General features: G+C 74.3%; 21 protein-coding genes. 6 read left to right on the top strand and 15 right to left on the bottom strand.

Translation table 11 applies throughout. The annotated features are described in order from the left end of the window. Window positions 1–324: 324 nt before the first annotated feature. The 3 genes from QYM41_RS07745 (at window position 325) to QYM41_RS07755 (ending at window position 3,244) form a co-directional block, all read left to right on the top strand. Complete coding sequence (locus tag QYM41_RS07745) at window positions 325–1,293, top strand: quinone oxidoreductase family protein (protein WP_368799165.1); 969 nt, start codon at window positions 325–327, stop codon at window positions 1,291–1,293. Continuing rightward, window positions 1,290–2,657 (top strand): M1 family metallopeptidase, encoded by a 1,368-nt coding sequence (locus QYM41_RS07750; RefSeq protein ID WP_368799166.1) that lies wholly within the window; start codon window positions 1,290–1,292, stop codon window positions 2,655–2,657. Before QYM41_RS07745 ends, QYM41_RS07750 begins: the two co-directional genes overlap by 4 nt. A 224-nt stretch (window positions 2,658–2,881) precedes the next feature. Beyond that, window positions 2,882–3,244, top strand: a complete 363-nt coding sequence (locus QYM41_RS07755) for a SpoIIAA family protein (RefSeq protein WP_368799167.1) — start codon at window positions 2,882–2,884, stop codon at window positions 3,242–3,244. Window positions 3,245–3,325: 81 nt separating this feature from the next. Here the strand turns inward: QYM41_RS07755 and QYM41_RS07760 are convergent, their stop codons facing one another. The 3 genes from QYM41_RS07760 to pheS form a co-directional block, all read right to left on the bottom strand. Beyond that, the gene (locus QYM41_RS07760; RefSeq protein ID WP_368799168.1) at window positions 3,326–3,952 is read right to left on the bottom strand and encodes a hypothetical protein; all 627 of its coding nucleotides are present in this window, start codon (window positions 3,950–3,952) and stop codon (window positions 3,326–3,328) included. A 187-nt stretch (window positions 3,953–4,139) separates the two neighbouring features. Beyond that, window positions 4,140–6,692: a phenylalanine--tRNA ligase subunit beta gene (gene pheT, locus QYM41_RS07765; RefSeq protein WP_368799169.1), complete on the bottom strand. Its 2,553-nt coding sequence runs from the start codon at window positions 6,690–6,692 to the stop codon at window positions 4,140–4,142. A 3-nt stretch (window positions 6,693–6,695) separates the two neighbouring features. After that, window positions 6,696–7,766, bottom strand: a complete 1,071-nt coding sequence (gene pheS / locus QYM41_RS07770) for a phenylalanine--tRNA ligase subunit alpha (protein WP_368799170.1) — start codon at window positions 7,764–7,766, stop codon at window positions 6,696–6,698. 118 nt (window positions 7,767–7,884) lie between these two features. Here pheS and QYM41_RS07775 point away from each other — a divergent pair, with 118 nt between their 5' ends. Next, window positions 7,885–8,193 (top strand): DMT family transporter, encoded by a 309-nt coding sequence (locus tag QYM41_RS07775; RefSeq protein ID WP_368799171.1) that lies wholly within the window; start codon window positions 7,885–7,887, stop codon window positions 8,191–8,193. 19 nt (window positions 8,194–8,212) lie between these two features. Next, entirely contained in the window at window positions 8,213–8,641 is a 429-nt protein-coding gene (locus tag QYM41_RS07780; protein WP_368799172.1) for an eCIS core domain-containing protein, read from the top strand. Between the two features lie 68 nt (window positions 8,642–8,709). Here QYM41_RS07780 and QYM41_RS07785 read toward each other — a convergent pair whose 3' ends face one another. From QYM41_RS07785 to QYM41_RS07810, 6 genes are all read right to left on the bottom strand, one after another. Further along, entirely contained in the window at window positions 8,710–9,162 is a 453-nt protein-coding gene (locus QYM41_RS07785) for a (deoxy)nucleoside triphosphate pyrophosphohydrolase (protein WP_368799173.1), read from the bottom strand. Then, the gene (locus QYM41_RS07790; protein WP_368799174.1) at window positions 9,159–10,076 is read right to left on the bottom strand and encodes a TrmH family RNA methyltransferase; all 918 of its coding nucleotides are present in this window, start codon (window positions 10,074–10,076) and stop codon (window positions 9,159–9,161) included. Before QYM41_RS07790 ends, QYM41_RS07785 begins: the two co-directional genes overlap by 4 nt. A 14-nt stretch (window positions 10,077–10,090) precedes the next feature. Further along, window positions 10,091–10,480 carry a 50S ribosomal protein L20 gene (rplT, locus tag QYM41_RS07795; RefSeq protein ID WP_058873525.1) on the bottom strand — a complete coding sequence of 130 codons (390 nt, stop codon included), beginning with the start codon at window positions 10,478–10,480 and terminating at the stop codon, window positions 10,091–10,093. A 94-nt stretch (window positions 10,481–10,574) separates the two neighbouring features. Further along, complete coding sequence (gene rpmI / locus QYM41_RS07800; protein WP_058873524.1) at window positions 10,575–10,769, bottom strand: 50S ribosomal protein L35; 195 nt, start codon at window positions 10,767–10,769, stop codon at window positions 10,575–10,577. A gap of 160 nt (window positions 10,770–10,929) precedes the next feature. Further along, complete coding sequence (gene infC, locus QYM41_RS07805; RefSeq protein WP_368799334.1) at window positions 10,930–11,853, bottom strand: translation initiation factor IF-3; 924 nt, start codon at window positions 11,851–11,853, stop codon at window positions 10,930–10,932. 335 nt (window positions 11,854–12,188) lie between these two features. Then, window positions 12,189–12,485 (bottom strand): DUF503 domain-containing protein, encoded by a 297-nt coding sequence (locus QYM41_RS07810; RefSeq protein WP_368799335.1) that lies wholly within the window; start codon window positions 12,483–12,485, stop codon window positions 12,189–12,191. Between the two features lie 91 nt (window positions 12,486–12,576). Between QYM41_RS07810 and QYM41_RS07815 the strand changes: the two genes are divergently transcribed. After that, window positions 12,577–12,987 (top strand): DUF1844 domain-containing protein, encoded by a 411-nt coding sequence (locus QYM41_RS07815; RefSeq protein WP_368799175.1) that lies wholly within the window; start codon window positions 12,577–12,579, stop codon window positions 12,985–12,987. Window positions 12,988–13,031: 44 nt separating this feature from the next. Here QYM41_RS07815 and QYM41_RS07820 read toward each other — a convergent pair whose 3' ends face one another. The 6 genes from QYM41_RS07820 to QYM41_RS07845 form a co-directional block, all read right to left on the bottom strand. Continuing rightward, the gene (locus QYM41_RS07820; RefSeq protein WP_368799176.1) at window positions 13,032–13,886 is read right to left on the bottom strand and encodes an SseB family protein; all 855 of its coding nucleotides are present in this window, start codon (window positions 13,884–13,886) and stop codon (window positions 13,032–13,034) included. Further along, a complete protein-coding gene (gene priA, locus QYM41_RS07825) occupies window positions 13,883–14,635 on the bottom strand; it encodes a bifunctional 1-(5-phosphoribosyl)-5-((5-phosphoribosylamino)methylideneamino)imidazole-4-carboxamide isomerase/phosphoribosylanthranilate isomerase PriA (RefSeq protein WP_368799177.1) in 753 nt (250 codons plus the stop codon). The genes QYM41_RS07820 and priA overlap by 4 nt, the downstream gene beginning before the upstream one ends. Before the next feature lie 46 nt (window positions 14,636–14,681). Then, window positions 14,682–14,843 carry a CG2302 family histidine operon protein gene (locus QYM41_RS07830; protein WP_368799178.1) on the bottom strand — a complete coding sequence of 54 codons (162 nt, stop codon included), beginning with the start codon at window positions 14,841–14,843 and terminating at the stop codon, window positions 14,682–14,684. Then, a complete protein-coding gene (hisH, locus tag QYM41_RS07835; RefSeq protein ID WP_368799179.1) occupies window positions 14,840–15,607 on the bottom strand; it encodes an imidazole glycerol phosphate synthase subunit HisH in 768 nt (255 codons plus the stop codon). Before hisH ends, QYM41_RS07830 begins: the two co-directional genes overlap by 4 nt. Then, on the bottom strand, window positions 15,604–16,233 hold the full coding sequence (gene hisB / locus QYM41_RS07840) for an imidazoleglycerol-phosphate dehydratase HisB (RefSeq protein WP_368799180.1): 630 nt from the start codon (window positions 16,231–16,233) through the stop codon (window positions 15,604–15,606). The genes hisH and hisB overlap by 4 nt, the downstream gene beginning before the upstream one ends. Window positions 16,234–16,377: 144 nt before the next feature. Continuing rightward, a complete protein-coding gene (locus tag QYM41_RS07845) occupies window positions 16,378–17,481 on the bottom strand; it encodes a histidinol-phosphate transaminase (protein ID WP_368799181.1) in 1,104 nt (367 codons plus the stop codon). Window positions 17,482–17,491 lie beyond the last annotated feature (10 nt).

Below are 17,491 nucleotides of genomic sequence, written 5' to 3' on the forward strand. Positions count from 1 at the left end.
CCCACTCTAGCTCAAAGTTATGCATGGTCTTCAATATTTATGCATGCTACGGGGAGGACTGGCGGTGCACGGGAGCGGGTGCGCCCGCCCCGGGGCGCGTCGGAACCCCCTACCCTGCCGGCCACGGCCGCCCTTGCATCCCCCCGGAGCGGCTCTGCCTCCGAATCTACGCTTCCCGTGTGCAAATCTCGATGATGACGGGACGCCCCCGTGCCCCCACTTGTGCTCACGCTACCCCTGTGCCGCCCCCGGAGGGAGGGTGCGGACGGGTGCGCCGCCTACCATGGCAGGAGTTCCCGTCCGCTACTCCAGGAGGTACCCGTCATGGTCCGCAGCGTCATGGTCGAGCGAGCCGGAGGCCCCGAGGTGCTCACCCTCGGCGAGCGCCCGGACCTCGCACCGGGCCCGCGCCAGCTGCTCGTCGAGACCCGCGCCGCGGGGGTGAACTTCATCGAGGTGTACCAGCGCGAGGGCGTCTACCCCGTGGAGCACCCCTTCACGCCGGGCTCGGAGGGCATGGGGGTCGTGACGGGGGTGGGCGCCGAGGTGGAGCACTTCGCCCCGGGCGACCGGATCACCACGTCCCAGGCCTCCCGCACCTACGCCGACGCCTTCGTGGTGGACGCCGAGAAGGCCCTGCGCGTGCCCTCCGGCGTCTCCGACGAGGTCGCCGCGGCCGTCCCGCTGCAGGGTCTGACCGCCCACTACCTGGTCCGCTCGACGTACCCGGTGCGGGAGGGCGACGTCGCCGTGATCACCGCCGGCGCGGGCGGGGTGGGCGGCCTGGCCGTGCAGCTGCTGAGGTCCCTCGGGGCCACCGTGATCGCCCTGGTGGGCTCGCAGGACAAGGCGGAGACCGCGCGCTCGCTGGGCGCCGACCACGCCCTGGTGGGCTACGAGGGCTTCGCCGAGCAGGTCCGGGAGCTCACCGGCGGCCGGGGCGCCGACGTCGTCTACGACTCGGTGGGCAAGGACACCTTCGACGAGTCGCTCCGGGCCCTGCGCACGCGCGGGATGCTGGTGCTCTTCGGCGGCTCCTCCGGGCAGGTGCCCCCGTTCGACCTGCAGCGCCTCGCCCGGCACGGGTCCCTGTACGTCACCCGGCCCACGCTCAACGACTACCTGCTCGGCGAGCGGGAGCGGAGCTGGCGGGCGGGCGAGCTGTTCGACGCGGTGCTCGACGGGTCCCTGACCGTCCGGGTCGCCGGCACGTTCCCGCTCGAGCGGGCACGGGAGGCGCACGAGGTGCTCCAGTCGCGGTCCGCCCAGGGCAAGCTGCTGCTGGTCCCGTGAGCCCGGCACCGATGCACCGCTTCCTCGGCGCGGACGGCGCGCGGGACCCGTACACCCCGTCCGTCGGGTGCTGCGCGGCCACCGTGGAGCACTACGACCTGGACCTCGACTACGACGTCGAGGACAACGGCCTCGAGGCGAGGGCGACCCTGACCTGCCGGGCCCTGCAGGACACGGACCGCATCGAGCTGGACCTCACCGAGCTCGCCGTGACCGACGTCCGGTTCGGCACCGGGGGGCTCGGCGGTCTGCTGGGCGGACGCAAGGTCCGCGCGGAGCACCGCGGCAGCCGCCTCGTGCTGACCCTGCCGCGCAGGGTCCCCGCCGGGGAGGCGTTCACCCTCACGGTGGCCTACGAGGGCTATCCGGAGTCCCTGGACGGCCCCTGGGGCGAGATCGGCTGGGCCGAGCTCGACGACGGCGTGCTCGTGGCGGGCCAGCCCACCGGCTCCTCCACCTGGTTCCCGTGCGTCGACCACCCCTCCCACAAGGCCACCTACCGGGTGGCGGTGCACGCGGACGCGGACTACGAGGTGGTGGTCCACGGCGAGCTGGAGTCCGTGGTGGAGCGGGACGGCGAGCGCCACTGGGTCTACACGTCACGGGTGCCGCTGCCGCCCTACCTGGCGACCGTGCAGATCGGCCCCTACCAACGGCACGAGCTCACCGGCTCGCGGGTCCCCCAGCACCTCGTGTGCTCCAAGAAGCGGCGCAAGAAGGCGGAGCGGACGTTCGCGGAGCAGGGCCGGATGATCGAGGTCTTCAGCGACTGGTTCGGCCCCTACCCGTTCCCGAGCTACACCGTGGTGGTGGTCGACGAGTCGCTCGAGGACCCGTTCGAGTGCTACGCGTGCTCCGTGTTCGGCAAGAACCAGCTCGGCACCGACTGGGAGGAGCAGCGGCTCGTGGCGCACGAGCTGGCCCACCAGTGGTTCGGCAACAGCCTGGTCCTGTCCGCCTGGCAGGACATCTGGCTCAACGAGGGCTTCGCGTCCTACGCGGAGTGGATCTGGTCCGAGGCCTCCGGCGGCCGGCCCGCCCGGTGGCACGCGGAGAAGGCCCACCGGACGCTGTCGAAGATGCGCCAGGACCTCCTCATCGGGGATCCGGGGCAGGTGCGGCTGTTCGACGACGTGGTCTACGTCCGGGGCGCCCTCACCGTGCACGCGATCCGGCAGGCCGTGGGCGAGGAGGCCTTCCGTGCCCTGCTGCGGGGCTGGGCCACCACCCACCGGGACGGGTGGGTGAGCACGGACGGCTTCCGGGAGCACCTGCGGGGCTTCGTGCCCCAGCACCGGTGGGGGGAGGTCGACGGCCTGCTCGACGCGTGGCTGCTCCGGCGGGAGCTGCCCGCCCTGCCGTGACCCGCGTCCGGGAGACGTTGCGCTGCGGCGCCCCCGGGCGCCGGAGCCGCGCCCGGGCCGGTCCCCGCCCGGTGCCGGCCCGCTCCGGGCGGGGACGGGCCGCCGCCCGGAGTCGTGGCCCCGGGCGGCGGACAGCACCCGGCGCTCCGTTGAACTGAGACCACGACAGTCCTACGGTGGTGGGCACGGACCGGCAGCCCCGCGACCGAGGAGACGAACCCGTCATGCTGGAGACCACCGTGCAGCCCGGCACCAACATCGTCACCCTCGACTACCGGGGCGGGCTCTCCGTCGAGGACGAGCAGCGGATGCGCCAGGTGCTCGACGGCGTGATCCGCGACCACGGCAGCATCAGGATGCTGGCCGTCCTGGGCAGGATCGACGTCTCGGACATCTCACCGAGAGCGGCCTGGATGGACCTGAAGGCCGCCGGCTACCTCACGAAGCTGGACCGCCTGGCGGTGGTCACCGACGCCGCCTGGGCGGCGAAGATCTCCGAGTGGACCGCCGAGCTGGTCCACGTCACCGTGCGCACCTTTCCCGCCGACCGGCGGAGCGCCGCACTGGCCTGGCTCGCCCAGCCCTGAGCGCCGGCCCCGGCAGGAGACCGGAGCCGGATCACGGCGGCCCGACGGCCGGGGACGACCCCGGCAGGGCGGATCGCCGGCTCAGTTCTCCCGGCGGTAGAGCCGGCGGGCGAACCAGATCCCGCCCACGGCCGCGCCGAGGCCCGCGATCAGCAGCAGAGCCGCCTGCGTGCGCTGCCACGCGATGGTGCCCGCGGTGACACCGTCCCCGAACTCGCCCGCCTCCGCGGTCTCGACCACCTGGAGGGTGCCGTCCTCCACGGCGAGCAGGGCGTCGGCCTCCTGGTGGAAGTCGTCCTCGGAGGAGCCCGTCTGCGTGCCGCGGAAGACGATCTCCTCCCCCGCCTCCGGGACACGCGGGTCGGCCAGGCCCGAGTCGAAGGGCTGCTCGGTGACGGCCTCGTCGGCGGGCAGCACCCCGCGGTAGATCGGGTTCCAGGTCTTGGTCCGCAGGTCGTTGGTGAGGTCCTGGTACTGCCCGGAGATCACCCAGGACCGGTCCGCGTAGCCGGCCAGCCGCCGGGAGTCGTCCCAGGCGAGGGCGGCGCTGACCACCAGGACCAGACCCAGCAGGAGCCCGAGCAGTCCCACGGCCGTGGGCTTCCAGGCGATGGACCGGCGGGCGCGCCCACCGCGCTCGTCCGGTTCCTCCTGCTCGTCGTCGAAGGCGAAGAAGGTGTCCTGGCGGTCGGTGGTCTCCTCGGTCATGCTGAGCTCCTGGAACGGGGTCGGGGAAGGGGGGTGCGGCCCGGGGCGCCGTGGTCGCGGCCGGTGACCCGGTGCCACAGTACCGAAGTCCATCCCTCCCCTCCCGCGTTCGCAATTGTTACCTCGGCGGCCGGGAGGGACGGACGGCCCGCACCCGTGGGGGCGGGCCGTCCGGGGGCGGACCGGCTCAGCCGCGGAGCACGGCGCCGTGGCGCTCGGCGGCCACGGCGACGGCCGCCTCACGGGCGGCGGAGGCCTCCTCCGCCGTCAGCGTGCGGTCCGGGGCCCGGAAGCGCAGCGCGAAGGCGACCGACTTGCGGCCCTCCTCGATGCCGGGTCCCCGGTAGACGTCGAAGACGCGGACGTCCTCGAGCAGCTCCCCGGCGCCCTCCTCGAGCGCGGCGCGCAGGTCGGCGGCCGGGACGGAGGCCTCGACCACGAGCGCCACGTCCTGGGTGGCGGCCGGGTAGCCGGAGATCGGGCGGGCCTGGACCACCTCGACCTCGGCGTCGACGAGCGAGCTGAGGTTCAGCTCCATCGCCACGGTGCGCTCGGGCAGGTCCTGGGCGGCCACGAGCTGCGGGTGCAGCTCGCCCGCGTAGCCCAGGGGGGTGCCGTCGGCGGTGGCGAGCACGGCGGTGCGGCCGGGGTGGAACGCCTGGTGGGTGCCCTGGCGCACGGTCAGCTCGACCCCCAGCACCTCGGCGGCCAGCCGGGCGGCGTCGAGGGCGTCCTGCCAGTCGAACGCCCGCGGGGCCGTCCACGGGCCCTCGGCGGCGTCCCGGCCGGCCAGGACCGCGGCGAGGTGCCGCGGCTGGGCGGGGATGCCGGCCTCGATCTCCTCGAGCACCGCCGGGCCCGGGTTCGCCCCCAGCGGCGGGATGCTCGCGCTGCCCAGCTGCTCGCCGGGGCGGAACACCCGCCCGATCTCGTAGAGCGCCAGGTCCCGGAAGCCGCGGGACGTGTTGCGCCGCAGCACCTCCAGCAGGCCCGGCAGCAGGGACACGCGCAGCATCCCCTGCGCCTCGCTGATCGGGTTGGCCAGCTCGACCGAGGGCACGGGCACCCCGGGCTCGGGGGCGCCCCAGAGCTCGTTGTCCGCCTGCGCGACGAACGGATAGGCGAGCACCTCGGTCAGCCCGGCGGCGGCGAGCGCGTCGGCGACCCGCTTGCGGGCCTGCTGCTCCGCGGTCAGCCCGCGCCCCGGGGGCGCCACCGGCAGCCGCGACGGGATCGTGTCGTAGCCGACGAGGCGGGCGATCTCCTCGACCAGGTCCTCCTTGGCGACCAGGTCCGGGCGCCAGGACGGGGGCACCACGCGCCACCCGTCGTCGGTGGTCTCGACCCGGGCGCCGAGCTCGGTGAGGGGGCCCACGACCTGCTCCGGGGTGTAGTCCACGCCCACGCGGCGGCTCGGGTGGTCCCACGGCAGCTCGATGGGCTCGGGGGCGGTGGTGCGGTCCACGTCGGTGACGCCCGGGCCGGGCGTGCCGCCGGCCAGCTCCGCGAGCAGCTCCACGGCGCGCTGGGCCGCGATCGGGGCGATCTGCGGGTCCACGCCGCGCTCGAAGCGCTTGGACGCCTCGGAGGGCAGCCTGTGCCGGCGGGTGGTGCGGGCGATCGAGACCTCGTCGAAGCGGGCCGCCTCCACCAGCACGTCGACGGTGCCGTCGGAGACCTCGGTGGCCGCACCGCCCATGACCCCGGCCATCCCGATCGGGCCGGAGCCGTCCGTGATCAGCAGGTCCTCGGGGTCCAGCGCGCGCTGCTTGCCGTCGAGCGTGGTCAGCGTCTCGCCCGGCGCCGCCCGGCGGACCCCGATGCCGCCGGTCAGCCTCCCGAGGTCGTAGAAGTGCAGCGGCTGGCCCAGCTCGAGCATCACGTAGTTGGAGATGTCCACCGGCAGGGAGATCGAGCGGATCCCCGCCAGGCGCAGCCGCGCCGACATCCACGGGGGCGTCGGGGCGGTCGCGTCGATGCCGGTCACGGTGCGGGCGACGAACCGGGTGCACCCGGGGTTGCCGTGGATCGGTGCGTCGTCGTCGAGCGCCACGGGGAAGCCGTCCGCGGTGGGCGCCGGCACGCGGGCGGCCACCGTCCCGGCCGGGTCCGTGAAGGGCGCGTGCACGGCGTGGCAGTACTCGCGGGCCACGCCGCGGATCGAGAACGCGTAGCCGCGGTCCGGGGTCACGTTGATCTCCGCGGCCTCGTCGTGCAGCCCCAGCAGCTCGAGGGCGTCCGCGCCGATCTCCGGGTCCAGGCCCAGGGTCGAGAGCACCAGGATGCCGTCGTGGTCCTCGCCGATGCCGAGCTCGCGCACCGAGGCGATCATCCCGGCCGAGGTGTGGCCGTAGGTCTTGCGCGCCGAGATCCGGAAGTCCCCGGGCAGCACCGCACCGGGCAGGGTCACCACGACCTTGTCCCCGACCTCGAAGTTGTGGGCGCCGCAGATGACGCCCTGCACGCCGGAGGGGTCGATGCCCTTGCCGGTGAGCGTCTGCTCCCGGCCCTCGGGCACCACGCGCACGGTGCACCAGTTCACGGTCTTGCCGTTGGAGTGGGTCTCCGGCTCCTTGGAGAGCACCTGGCCGACCACGACCGGGCCCTTCAGGTGGTCCGCGGGGCGGTGCACGTCCTCCTCCTCGAGGCCGACCCGCACCAGGGTCGCCAGGACGTCCTCGGCGGTGGCCTCCGCCGGGACGGGGGCGTGCTCGCGCAGCCATGACAGGGGTACTCGCATGTCTTAGATCTCCATCCCGAAGTGCTCGCTGAAGCGGACGTCGCCCTCGACCATGTCGTGCATGTCGGGGACGTTGTTGCGGAACATCAGGGTCCGCTCGATGCCCATGCCGAACGCGAACCCCGAGTACACCTCGGGGTCGATGCCGGCCGCGCGCAGCACGTTCGGGTGGACCATGCCGCAGCCGCCCCACTCGATCCACTGCGGACCGCCCTTGGCGTTCGGGTGCCACACGTCCAGCTCGGCGGACGGCTCGGTGAAGGGGAAGTAGTTGGGGCGCAGCCGGATCCTCGCCCCGGGGCCGAACATCTGCCGGGCGAAGTGCTCGAGCGTGCCCTTGAGGTCGGCCATGGACAGGCCCTTGTCGACGGCCAGACCCTCGACCTGGTGGAAGACGGGGGTGTGCGTGGCGTCGAGCTCGTCGGTGCGGTAGGTGCGGCCCGGGACGACGACGTAGACCGGCAGCTCGCGGTTCAGCAGCGTGCGCATCTGCACCGGCGAGGTGTGCGTGCGCAGCACCAGGTGCGCCTCGGGCGGGTCCACGAAGAAGGTGTCCTGCAGCTCCCGGGCGGGGTGGTCCGGCTTGAAGTTCAGGGAGTCGAAGTTGTACCACTCGGACTCGACCTCGGGTCCGTCGGCGACCTCCCAGCCCATCGCCACGAACGTCTCGCCGACGCGCTCCATGAGGTTCGTCAGCGGGTGCCGCCCGCCCAGGCGGCGGCGCCGGCCGGCGGCCGTGACGTCCACGGCCTCCTCGACCAGGATCCGGGCGTCCCGCTCCTGCTCGAGCACCGTGGTGCGGGCGGCGATCGCCTGGTTCACGCGGCCGCGGGCCTGGCCCACCAGCTTGCCGGCGGCGGCCTTCTGCGTCTTGTCGAGCGAGCCGATCCGCCGGTTGGCCAGCGCCAGCGGGGACCGGTCCCCCGCGTGGGCGAGCCGGACCTCCTTGAGCTCGTCCAGGTCCTGGGCGGTTCCGACGGCGTGCAGCGCCGCCTCGACGGCGGCGGCGACCGCGGCCTCGTCGGTCGGGTCGACCGCGCCGCTCGGGGCGGTCTCGGGTGGCAGTTCAGACATCAGCTGGCGACTTCTTCGGCTCGGGGACGGCTTCGTCCGGGCACGCCGTTCCCCGGAACGGGGGCCGTGTGCCACGGGAAAGCCCGGATCGGCACGGATCGCGGGCGGGTCCCAGTCTATGGCACCGGCCCCGGGCGCCGCCCAAGTGGTCGCCACGTCCCTGCTGAAGCTCACCGACGGGTTCACCCGGCTGTGGCCCACCGTGGGGAGCCCGGGCATGTACGGGGTGGCCTTCGCGCTCCTGGCGCAGACGCTCCGCTCGATCCCGGTGGGCGTCGCCTATGCCCTGTGGGCGGGTCTGGGCACCGCAGCGATGGTCGCGACCGGCGCCGTGGTCCTGGGCGAGCCCCTCACCGCGACCACGGTGGCCGGGATCGGCCTGGTGATCGCCGGCGTCGTGGTCCTCAACCTGGGCGGGGCGCACTGAGCGGTCCTAGGCTGGGGGCATGACTCCCCCGCTGAGCCGCGCGGCCCGGGTGCGGCAGGTCTGGAACGTGCTGAACCTGTCCACGCCGCTGGGCCTGCTGGTCGCCGCGGCCACCCGCACCAGGGTGGTCCGCGGCCCCGAGGGGCTGGTCCTGGGCTTCGGCTACCGGCCACGGCTGCCGCGGGCCGGGGCCTTCACGGTGGGCAACGTGGTCCTGTTCCGGGCCGGCGCCGAGGACGTGGCGGCCCGCCCCCGTCTGCTGGCCCACGAGTCGCGCCACGCGAGCCAGTGGGCGCGCTGCCTGGGCCTGCCGTTCCTGCCGGCCTACCTCGTGGCCGCGGGGTGGTCGCTGCTGCGCTGCGGGCATCCCGCCCTGCACAACCCCTTCGAGGTGCGCGCGGGCCTCGCCGACGGCGGCTACCGCCCACTACGGTCGCCCGGGCCGTGACTGACCACGATGGCCTCGACTGACCACGGGATCCCACGGGATCCCGTGGTCAGTCACAGCTTCCGTGGTCAGTCGGCGAGGTGGGCGAGCAGGGCGTGCACGATCGGCAGGTCGGCCGGGATCCAGGGCAGCGCGAGCGCGGCGGCGGGGTCGTCCAGCGGGAGCCACCGCACTGCCAGGTGGTCCTCCCCCACCACCGGCCGGGGGTGGCCGCCGACCGCCACAGCCGTCCAGACGCGCATCGCCGCGGTGTCGGTGAGCGGCCAGCCCTGCGGGTGCGGACCGTGCACCTCCGCGAGGAGCCGCACGTACACGCCGAGCTCCTCGGCGCACTCCCGCACCAGGGCCTGCTCGCAGCGCTCGCCCGGCTCCTGCTTGCCGCCGGGGAACTCCCACAGGCCGCGCAGGGCCTCGGGGTAGGCCCGCTGCGCGGCGAGGAAGGCCGTGGGGCGCTCGGCGTCGTCGAGCAGGGCGGCGCCCACCACCTGGGTGCGGTACGCGGCCGGCAGCGGCACGGTCATCGGTTCGGCTGCCCGGCCCCGGGGCGCCGCTGGGCGCGCGCGGAGGCGTAGAGGCACACGGTGGCGGCGGTGCCCACGTTGAGGGACTCCGCCCGGCCGTGCACCGGCACGGCGACGCGGTGGTCGGCCAGCGCCTTCTCCTCCTCCGACAGCCCCCGGGCCTCGTTGCCGAACAGCCACACGGTGGGCCGGGCCAGATCGTAGCCGCCGGGCACGCCGTCCGCCCCGGCGGCGCGGGCCGCAGAGGCGTCCTGGAGGGCGTCGAGGTCGACGTCCCCGTGGCCGTCGGCGGCGAGCACGCCGCAACCCGCCGCGCGGGCGGCCTCCAGCAGCGACGGCAGGTCGGCGCCGACGACCACCGGCAGGTGGAAGAGGGACCCCGCGGTGGAGCGGACGGTCTTGGGGTTGTAGACGTCCACGCTGCCGGCGCTCAGGACCACGGCGTCCGCGCCCGCGGCGTCCGCGGCGCGCAGCACGGTGCCGGCGTTGCCGGGGTCCTGGACCCGGGCCAGCACGGCCACGAGCCGCGGCCGGGCCGCGAGCACGGCGCCGAGGTCGGCGTCCAGGGGACGGCACACGACGACGACGCCCTGCGGGGTCACCGCGTCGCTCATGGCGGCGAGGACCTCCCGGGTCACGAGGCGGACGAACACGGAGCGGTCCTGGGCCACGCGCTCGAGCAGGGCCGTGATGTCCGGGTGGCGCTCCAGGGCGTCCTCGGTGACGTAGACGGCGTCCACGCACGGGGACTCCAGGTGCCGGGCCAGGGCCTCCCGGGCGTTCTGGGGCCCCTCGGCGAGGAACAGCCCGCGCTTGGAACGCGCGGAGCGCCCGGCCAGTCCCGCGACGTCCCGGACCCGATCGGCTCGGGGGTTGGACATCGGCTGGGCGGCCAGGCGCTCCGTGAGGTTCACTGCTCCGACTGGGCTCAGGCGGCGGCTTCGCGCGGCGCGGAGGTGTCCTCGGGCAGGGCGTTCTTGGCGATCTCGACCAGACCGGCGAAAGCCTTCTCGTCGTTGACGGCCAGCTCGGCCAGCATGCGGCGGTCGACCTCCACCTCGGCGGCCTTCAGGCCCTGGATGAAGCGGTTGTAGGTCAGGCCGTTGGCGCGGGCCGCGGCGTTGATGCGCTGGATCCACAGCCGGCGGAAGTCGCCCTTGCGCTTCCGGCGGTCGTTGTAGCTGTAGACGAACGAGTGGGTGACCTGCTCCTTCGCCTTGCGGTACAGGCGCGAGCGCTGGCCGCGGTAGCCGGAGGCCTGCTCGAGGATTTCCCGGCGCTTCTTGTGGGCGTTGACCGCCCGCTTCACACGTGCCACGTGTGTACTCCTTCACTTCGGTCCCGGCCGCTCGGCCGGGAGGTCAAATCTGTGCGGGGCGGGGAGGCTGGCTCCCCGGAGGATGCGGAGGGGTCTACTTGCCCAGCATCTTCTTGATGACCTTGGCGTCGCCGGGGGCCACGATCTGGTCGGAGGCCAGGCGGCGGGTCAGCCGGGAGGACTTGTGCTCCAGGTAGTGGCGGCGGTTGGCCTGCTGGCGCTTCACCTTGCCGCTGCCGGTGAGCTTGAAGCGCTTCTTCGCCCCGCTGTGGGTCTTCATCTTCGGCATCTGGGCCGCTCTCCTTACGATTCGTCCGGTGGTGGCCACCGGAGGGCACGGCGACGTCCGCCGCACCTCCACGGTGCCCCTGCTGCACGGCCGGGACCGGCCGCTCAGCGCGGGGCGCTGTCAGTTCTGCTCCGCTCGCGCGGAAGGTTTCGTGCTCCGCTCAGGCCTGGGGGCCGGGCTTGGCACCCGGCTTGGGCCCGGGCCGGGGGGCCTTCGGCGCCGCGGCCGGAGCCTGGGGCGCCGGGGCCTTGGGTGCCGGCGGCTTCGGGGCGGCCTTCGGCGCCGGGGTCTCGACGACCTCGGGCTCCGGGGCCGGGGCCTCGGCGACCGCGGGCTCCTCGACGTTCTCGGGGGCCGGCACCGTCTCCTGGACCTCGGGCTCCGGTGCCGGCTGCTGCACCGGCTCCTCGGCCTGTCCGGCCCGCTCCCGCAGCTCGGCCGGGAACGCGTCCCCGATCGACTGGGTCACGGGCTCCGCGGAGGACGTGTCGACCTTGTCCTTGGCCTTGCGCTCGTTCTCGGCCTTCGCCTCGTCGCGCTGCTTCTGGCGGCGCGCCTCGGCCTTGGCCTCGGCCTTGTTCTTGAGCGGGCCCACGACCATCACCATGTTGCGGCCGTCCACCCGGGGGCTGGACTCGACCGCGCCGACCTCCGCGACGTCGTTCGCGAAGCGCTCGAGCAGGCGGACGCCCATCTCGGGGCGCTGCTGCTCGCGACCGCGGAACTGGATCATGGCCTTGACCTTGTCGCCGGCCCCGAGGAACCGCTTGGCGTGGCCGACCTTGGTCTCGTAGTCGTGGGTGTCGATCTTGAGCCGGAACCGGACCTCCTTGAGGACCGTGTTCGTCTGGTTCTTGCGCGACTCCCGGGCCTTGACCGCGGCCTCGTACTTGTACTTGCCGAAGTCCATGAGCTTGGCCACCGGCGGCTTGGCGTTGGGCGCCACCTCGACCAGATCGAGATCCGATTCGCGGGCCAGCCTCAGTGCGTCCTCGACGCGGACGATGCCGACCTGCTCGCCTGCGGGTCCGACGAGACGGACTTCGGGGACTCGGATTCTGTCATTGATACGTGGATCGCTAATGCCGTGCTCCTGATGTTCTGCGTGATCGCCCGGAGGTTTCCGGGGACCTCATGGTCCGGACCGGTCCGCAACGACAAAAGCCCCCGCTGCGGTCGGCAAGCGGAGGCTCATCGGTGCGCCGCCCGGGGGTGGCGCGCTGCGCGGCGGAGCGGACGGGAGGTGTCCCGGCCGTGCCGTCGTGCGGACGATGTCGTCGCGGACCCGGTGGCCGTGCTGCGGTCCGCCGAGGGATCGGGGGCCGTGGCCGGCGCGGGTGGGAGTCTCCTCCACTTGCACACTGCCGACCAGTCTAGCCCATGGGCCGCCGGTTCGGGAAACGGCGGGCGGGCGCGGAGTCACTCGTCCTCGGTGCTGTGCAGGGCCCGGCGGGCCGAGAGCAGCTCGGTCTCCGGCCGGGCGGCGACGAAGCGCTCGACCTCGTCGAGCACCTCGACGAGCCGGGCGGCGTCGGCCGCGACCACGGCGGTGCCCACGAGGGCGCGGCGGTGCAGGTCGAGGTGGCCGACCTCGGCGGCCGTCACCGGGAACCGGCGGCGCAGCTCCGCGACCAGGGGCCGGACCACCGAGCGCTTGCCCTTGAGGGAGTGGACGTCCCCGAGGAGGACGTCGAACTCGATCCAGCCGATCCACACGGTGCCCCACCTCCCGGTCTCCCCTGCAGGATAGTGCGGGGAGCCCGCGGGCGGGTCCGGGCGGCGCCCGGCGGTGTGGCAGAGTTGGGCCATGACTTCCGAGAACACCTTCCGCTTCGACGACGACGCCGCACGGTCCGGCCAGGAGATCCCGCAGGAGACGGTCAGCGCCGTCGACGAGCAGATGCGCGACATCGCGGAGGTCCCCGCCATCGAGGTCATCACGACCGCTGCCGTGCACCTCATGAGCGCGGCCGCCGTGAAGTGCGGGCTCGCCGCGGGCGAGGACGCCGAGGAGCTCAAGGACCTCGACGAGGCGCGCAAGCTCATCACCGCGCTGGCCGGGTTCGTCACGGCCGCGGCCCCGGAGATCGGCTCGCAGCACGCCGCCCCGCTGCGCGACGGCCTGCGCACCCTGCAGCTGGCGTTCCGCGAGGCCTCGGTCTACCCGGACGCCCCCGGCCAGGGGCCCGGCGAGCGGTTCACGGGCCCCGTCAGCTGAGAACCCTCGGCACGCGTGCGGCGGGCTGATCCGGGATCCCCGGGTCAGCCCGCTGTCGTGAGGCGCAGCTGCATCGAGTCCACGTCCTCCGCGAGGGCCGGCTCCACGCTCAGCCGGGCCTGGAAGCGGGCGAGGACGTCGTCCAGCCGCGCCCGGTCGAGGCCGGCCCGCAGGGAGAGCACCACCGCCAGCTCGGGGCCGGTCCCACCACCGCTGACGACCGATCCGTCCGCGGCGCGCGCCGCCACCCCGTCGCCGGGGGCCGTGCCCACCGCGAGGACCCCGGGCAGGTCCTCGGCGCAGCGCAGGACGGCCGCCTCGACCGCCGGGCTGCGGTAGGAGGGCGTCCAGGTCCTGCCCTGGGCCAGCGCCCAGAGCGCCGGGCGGCGCACGACGAACGGCAGGTCCGCGCCCGGGTCGAGCACCAGCAGCTGGGTGCCGTCCTGGACCGCGGCCACGGCGGCCCGGCGGACGTCCGTGGCCACGGGCCGCGCCCGGTCGTGCCAGCGCGCGAGGGCCGCCGTGGAGGAGAAGACGGGCAGCACCGCACGGCCGTCCGCCGACCGCAGGGACACGAGCGCCATGTCGGCCTCCTTGTCGGCCACCAGACCGGCCTCCGTGACGGTCGAGGCCGAGACCTCGGCCACCACGGGCACGAACACCCGGGTCCCGGCGAGCGCGGCGACCACCGCGGCCTCGTCCCCCGTGCCCGCGCGCAGGGCCCGGAGGGCCTCGAGCACGGCCGGGGCGGCGGTGCCGTCGTCGTCGGGGAACCGGTGGGTGTGGCTGGTGCCCTCCCCCAGGTCGCGCCCGGCCCAGGCCTGGCCGCCGGTGTCCTCCGTGCCGCCCGCGCCCGCGAGCTGGGCGGCGATGTGCGCCGGCAGGGGCCGCTCCGTCACCGCGCCCCCGGGCGGCCCGCCACGTCGAGGGCCTCCTCGAGGGTGAACCGGCCCGCGTAGAGGGCCTTGCCCACGATGGCGCCCTCGACGCCCGAGGGCACGAGGGTGCGCAGGGCGGCGAGGTCCTCGAGGGAGGAGATCCCGCCGGAGGCGACCACGGGCTTGTCGGTGCGGGTCGCGACCTGCTGCAGCAGCTCCAGGTTGGGGCCCTTCAGCGTGCCGTCCTTGGTGACGTCGGTGACCACGTAGCGGGCGCAGCCGTGGTCCTCGAGGCGGTCCAGGACCTCCCACAGGTCCCCGCCCTCCTCGGTCCAGCCGCGGGCGGCGAGCACGGTGCCCCGCACGTCCAGGCCCACCGCGATGACGTCCCCGTGCTCGGCGATGACCTTCCGCGTCCACTCGGGGTTCTCGAGGGCCGCGGTGCCCAGGTTGATCCGGGCGGGGTCCAGGGACAGGGCGCGCTCCAGCGAGGCGTCGTCGCGGATGCCGCCGGACATCTCCACCTTCAGCTCGAGCTCGGCGGCGACGCGGCGGAGCACGTCGATGTTGTCGCCGCGGCCGAAGGCGGCGTCGAGGTCCACGAGGTGGATCCACTCGGCGCCGGCCTCCTGCCAGGCGAGGGCCGCCTCGAGCGGGTCGCCGTAGCCGGTCTCGGAGCCGGCCTCGCCCTGGACCAGGCGCACGGCCTGGCCGTCCGCGACGTCGACGGCGGGCAGCAGCTGGAGGCGGGGGGTCTCGCTCAGGGGCATGGGATCTCTCTTCTCGGGGTCGGGGTGTGGGACGGGTGGGCGGTGCTCAGCGGCCCTGGAACCAGGCGTACCAGCCGTAGCCGATCAGGGCGAGAGCCACGGTGGCCAGGAGGACGACGGTCCAGACGGGCTTCTTCTGCTGCTGGAAGGAGATGGCCCCGCCGGCGAAGAACGCCCCGAGCACCATCACGAGGACGGCGGCGGTCACGCCGCGCCGTCCCCGGTCCCCGGGGCCGGCCTGCCGGCCAGGGTGTCCCCGCCGAGGGGGTCGCCGGCCTTGAGGTGGTCGAGCCGTCCGGTGCGCGGCAGGGTGCCGAGCCAGTTGCGCAGCAGCTGGATGCCGGCCGCGGAGGACTTCTCGGGGTGGAACTGGGTGGCGCACAGGGGGCCGTTCTCCACGGCCGCGACGAAGCGCCCGCCGTGGTCGGACCAGGTCACCTGCGGCGGCCGCATCTTCTCGATGCTCTGCGGGAAGTCCCACTCCTGCACGCCGTAGGAGTGCACGAAGTAGAACCGCTCGTCCTCGATCCCCCGGAACAGCACGGAGCCCTCGGGCGGGTCGACCGTGTTCCAGCCCATGTGCGGGACCACGTCCGCCTTGAGCCGTTCGACGACGCCGGGCCACTCGCCCATGCCCTCGGTCTGCCGGCCGTGCTCCACCCCGGACTCGAAGAGGACCTGCAGGCCCACGCAGATGCCGAGCACGGGGCGGCCCCCGGCCAGGCGGCGGCCGATGAGGCGCAGCCCGTCCACGGAGCGCAGCCCCTCCATGACGGCGGCGAACGCCCCGACGCCGGGGACCACGAGGCCGTCGGCGTCGAGCACCGCCTCGGGGTCGGCGCTGAGCACCACGTCCGCCCCGGCGGCCTCGAGGGCGCGCACGGCCGAGCGCACGTTGCCGGCCCCGTAGTCGAGGACCGTGACGGTGGGCCGGGAGCCGCCGGGGCCCGTGGTGTCGTCCTCGGTGCTCACAGGGCTCCCTTCGTGGACGGGATGCCGTGCACCCGGGGGTCGGGCTCCACGGCCTGGCGCAGGGCGCGGGCCAGGGCCTTGAACTGGGCCTCGGCGATGTGGTGCGGGTCCCGGCCGGCCAGCAGGGTCACGTGCAGGCAGATCCCGGCGTGGTGGGCCAGGGACTCGAAGACGTGCTGGACCATGGAGCCGGTGAAGTGCCCGCCGATGAGGTGGTACTGCTGGCCCTCCGGCTCACCGGTGTGCACCACGTAGGGCCGCCCCGAGATGTCGACCACGGCGTGGGCCAGGGCCTCGTCCAGGGGGACCGTGGCCTCGCCGAAGCGGCGGATCCCGGCCTTCTCGCCCAGCGCCTGGCGCAGGGCGTCCCCGAGCACGATCGCGGTGTCCTCGACGGTGTGGTGGACGTCGATGTGGGTGTCGCCGGTGGACCGGATCCGCATGTCGATCAGCGAGTGCTTCGACAGCGCGGTCAGCATGTGGTCGTAGAACGGCACGGAGGTGTCGATGTCGTTCTTGCCGGTGCCGTCGAGGTCGATCTCGACGGACACCGTGGACTCGCTCGTGCGCCGCTCCAGGGCGGCGCGGCGGGACGCCCGGGGGCCGGTGGTGGTCTGGTCGCTCATTCGGTGGGAACTCCTCGCGGGCGCGGCCCGGCCGTCGGCGGGCCGCGGGTGGTCCGGGCCGGGCCGCGCGGCGGCGCCCGGGATCCGGTGGTGGTGGTCTGCTTCCATGCTATCCGGGACGGGAGGGCCCCTGCCCGGGGGCGGTCAGCGGCCGGAGACGATCCGCTCCATGCTGGCCAGGAACGCGGTGGTCTCCTCCTCGGTGCCGGCCGTGACCCGCAGGTGGCCGGGGATCCCGACGTCCCGCACGAGCACCCCGTCCTGGAGCAGCGCCTCCCACATGCCCCGGGAGTCGTCCATGCCGCCGAAGAACACGAAGTTCGAGTCGGACTCGGCCGGCCGCAGACCGAGCCGCACCAGGCCCTCGACGATCCGGTCGCGCTGGCGCTTGATGTCCTCCACGGTGGCCAGCAGCGACCCCGAGTGGCGCAGCGCCGCCAGGGCCGTGGCCTGGGTGACGGCCGAGAGGTGGTAGGGCAGCCGGACGAGGCGCACGGCGTCGGCGACCTCGGGGGCCGCCGCGAAGTAGCCCAGCCGGGCCCCCGCGAGCGCGAAGGCCTTGCTCATGGTGCGGGAGACGATCAGCCGGGGACGGCCCTCGAGCAGCGACAGCGCGGTGGCGGTGCCGCGGTGGGAGAACTCGGCGTACGCCTCGTCGACGACCACGACCGTGCGGAACTCCTCCCCCGCCTCGTACACGGCGGTGACCACGTCCGTGCCCAGCGCCGTGCCGGTCGGGTTGTTGGGCGAGCACAGGAAGACGACGTCCGGGCGGTGCCGGCGCACCTGCTCGGCCGCGGACTCCGCGCTCAGCCCGAAGTCCGCCGCGCGCTCCCCGGCCACGAAGCCGGTGTGCGTGCCGGAGGCCAGCAGCGGGTACATGGAGTAGGTGGGCACGAAGGTCAGCAGGGAGCGCCCGGGGCCGCCGAAGGCCTGGAGGATCTGCTGCAGGATCTCGTTGGAGCCGTTGGCCGCCCACAGGTTCTCGGGTCCGAGGCCGTGGCCGAGGTACGCGGCGAGCTCCTCGCGCAGGGCGGTGAACTCGCGGTCCGGGTACCGGTTGAGGGACCGGGCCGCCTCGGTCACCTCCTGGACGATGGCCGCGTGCACGTCGGCCGGGACCGGGTGGGTGTTCTCGTTGGTGTTCAGCGCCACGGCGACGTCGAGCTGCGGGGCGCCGTACGGGGCGCGGCCGCGCAGGTCGTCGCGGAGCGGGAGGGCGTTGAGTCGGTCCAGGTTCTGCGTCACCCGGACAGTT

The sequence above is a fragment of the Kocuria oxytropis genome (genome assembly GCF_040981195.1).
Lineage (GTDB): Bacteria > Actinomycetota > Actinomycetes > Actinomycetales > Micrococcaceae > Kocuria > Kocuria oxytropis.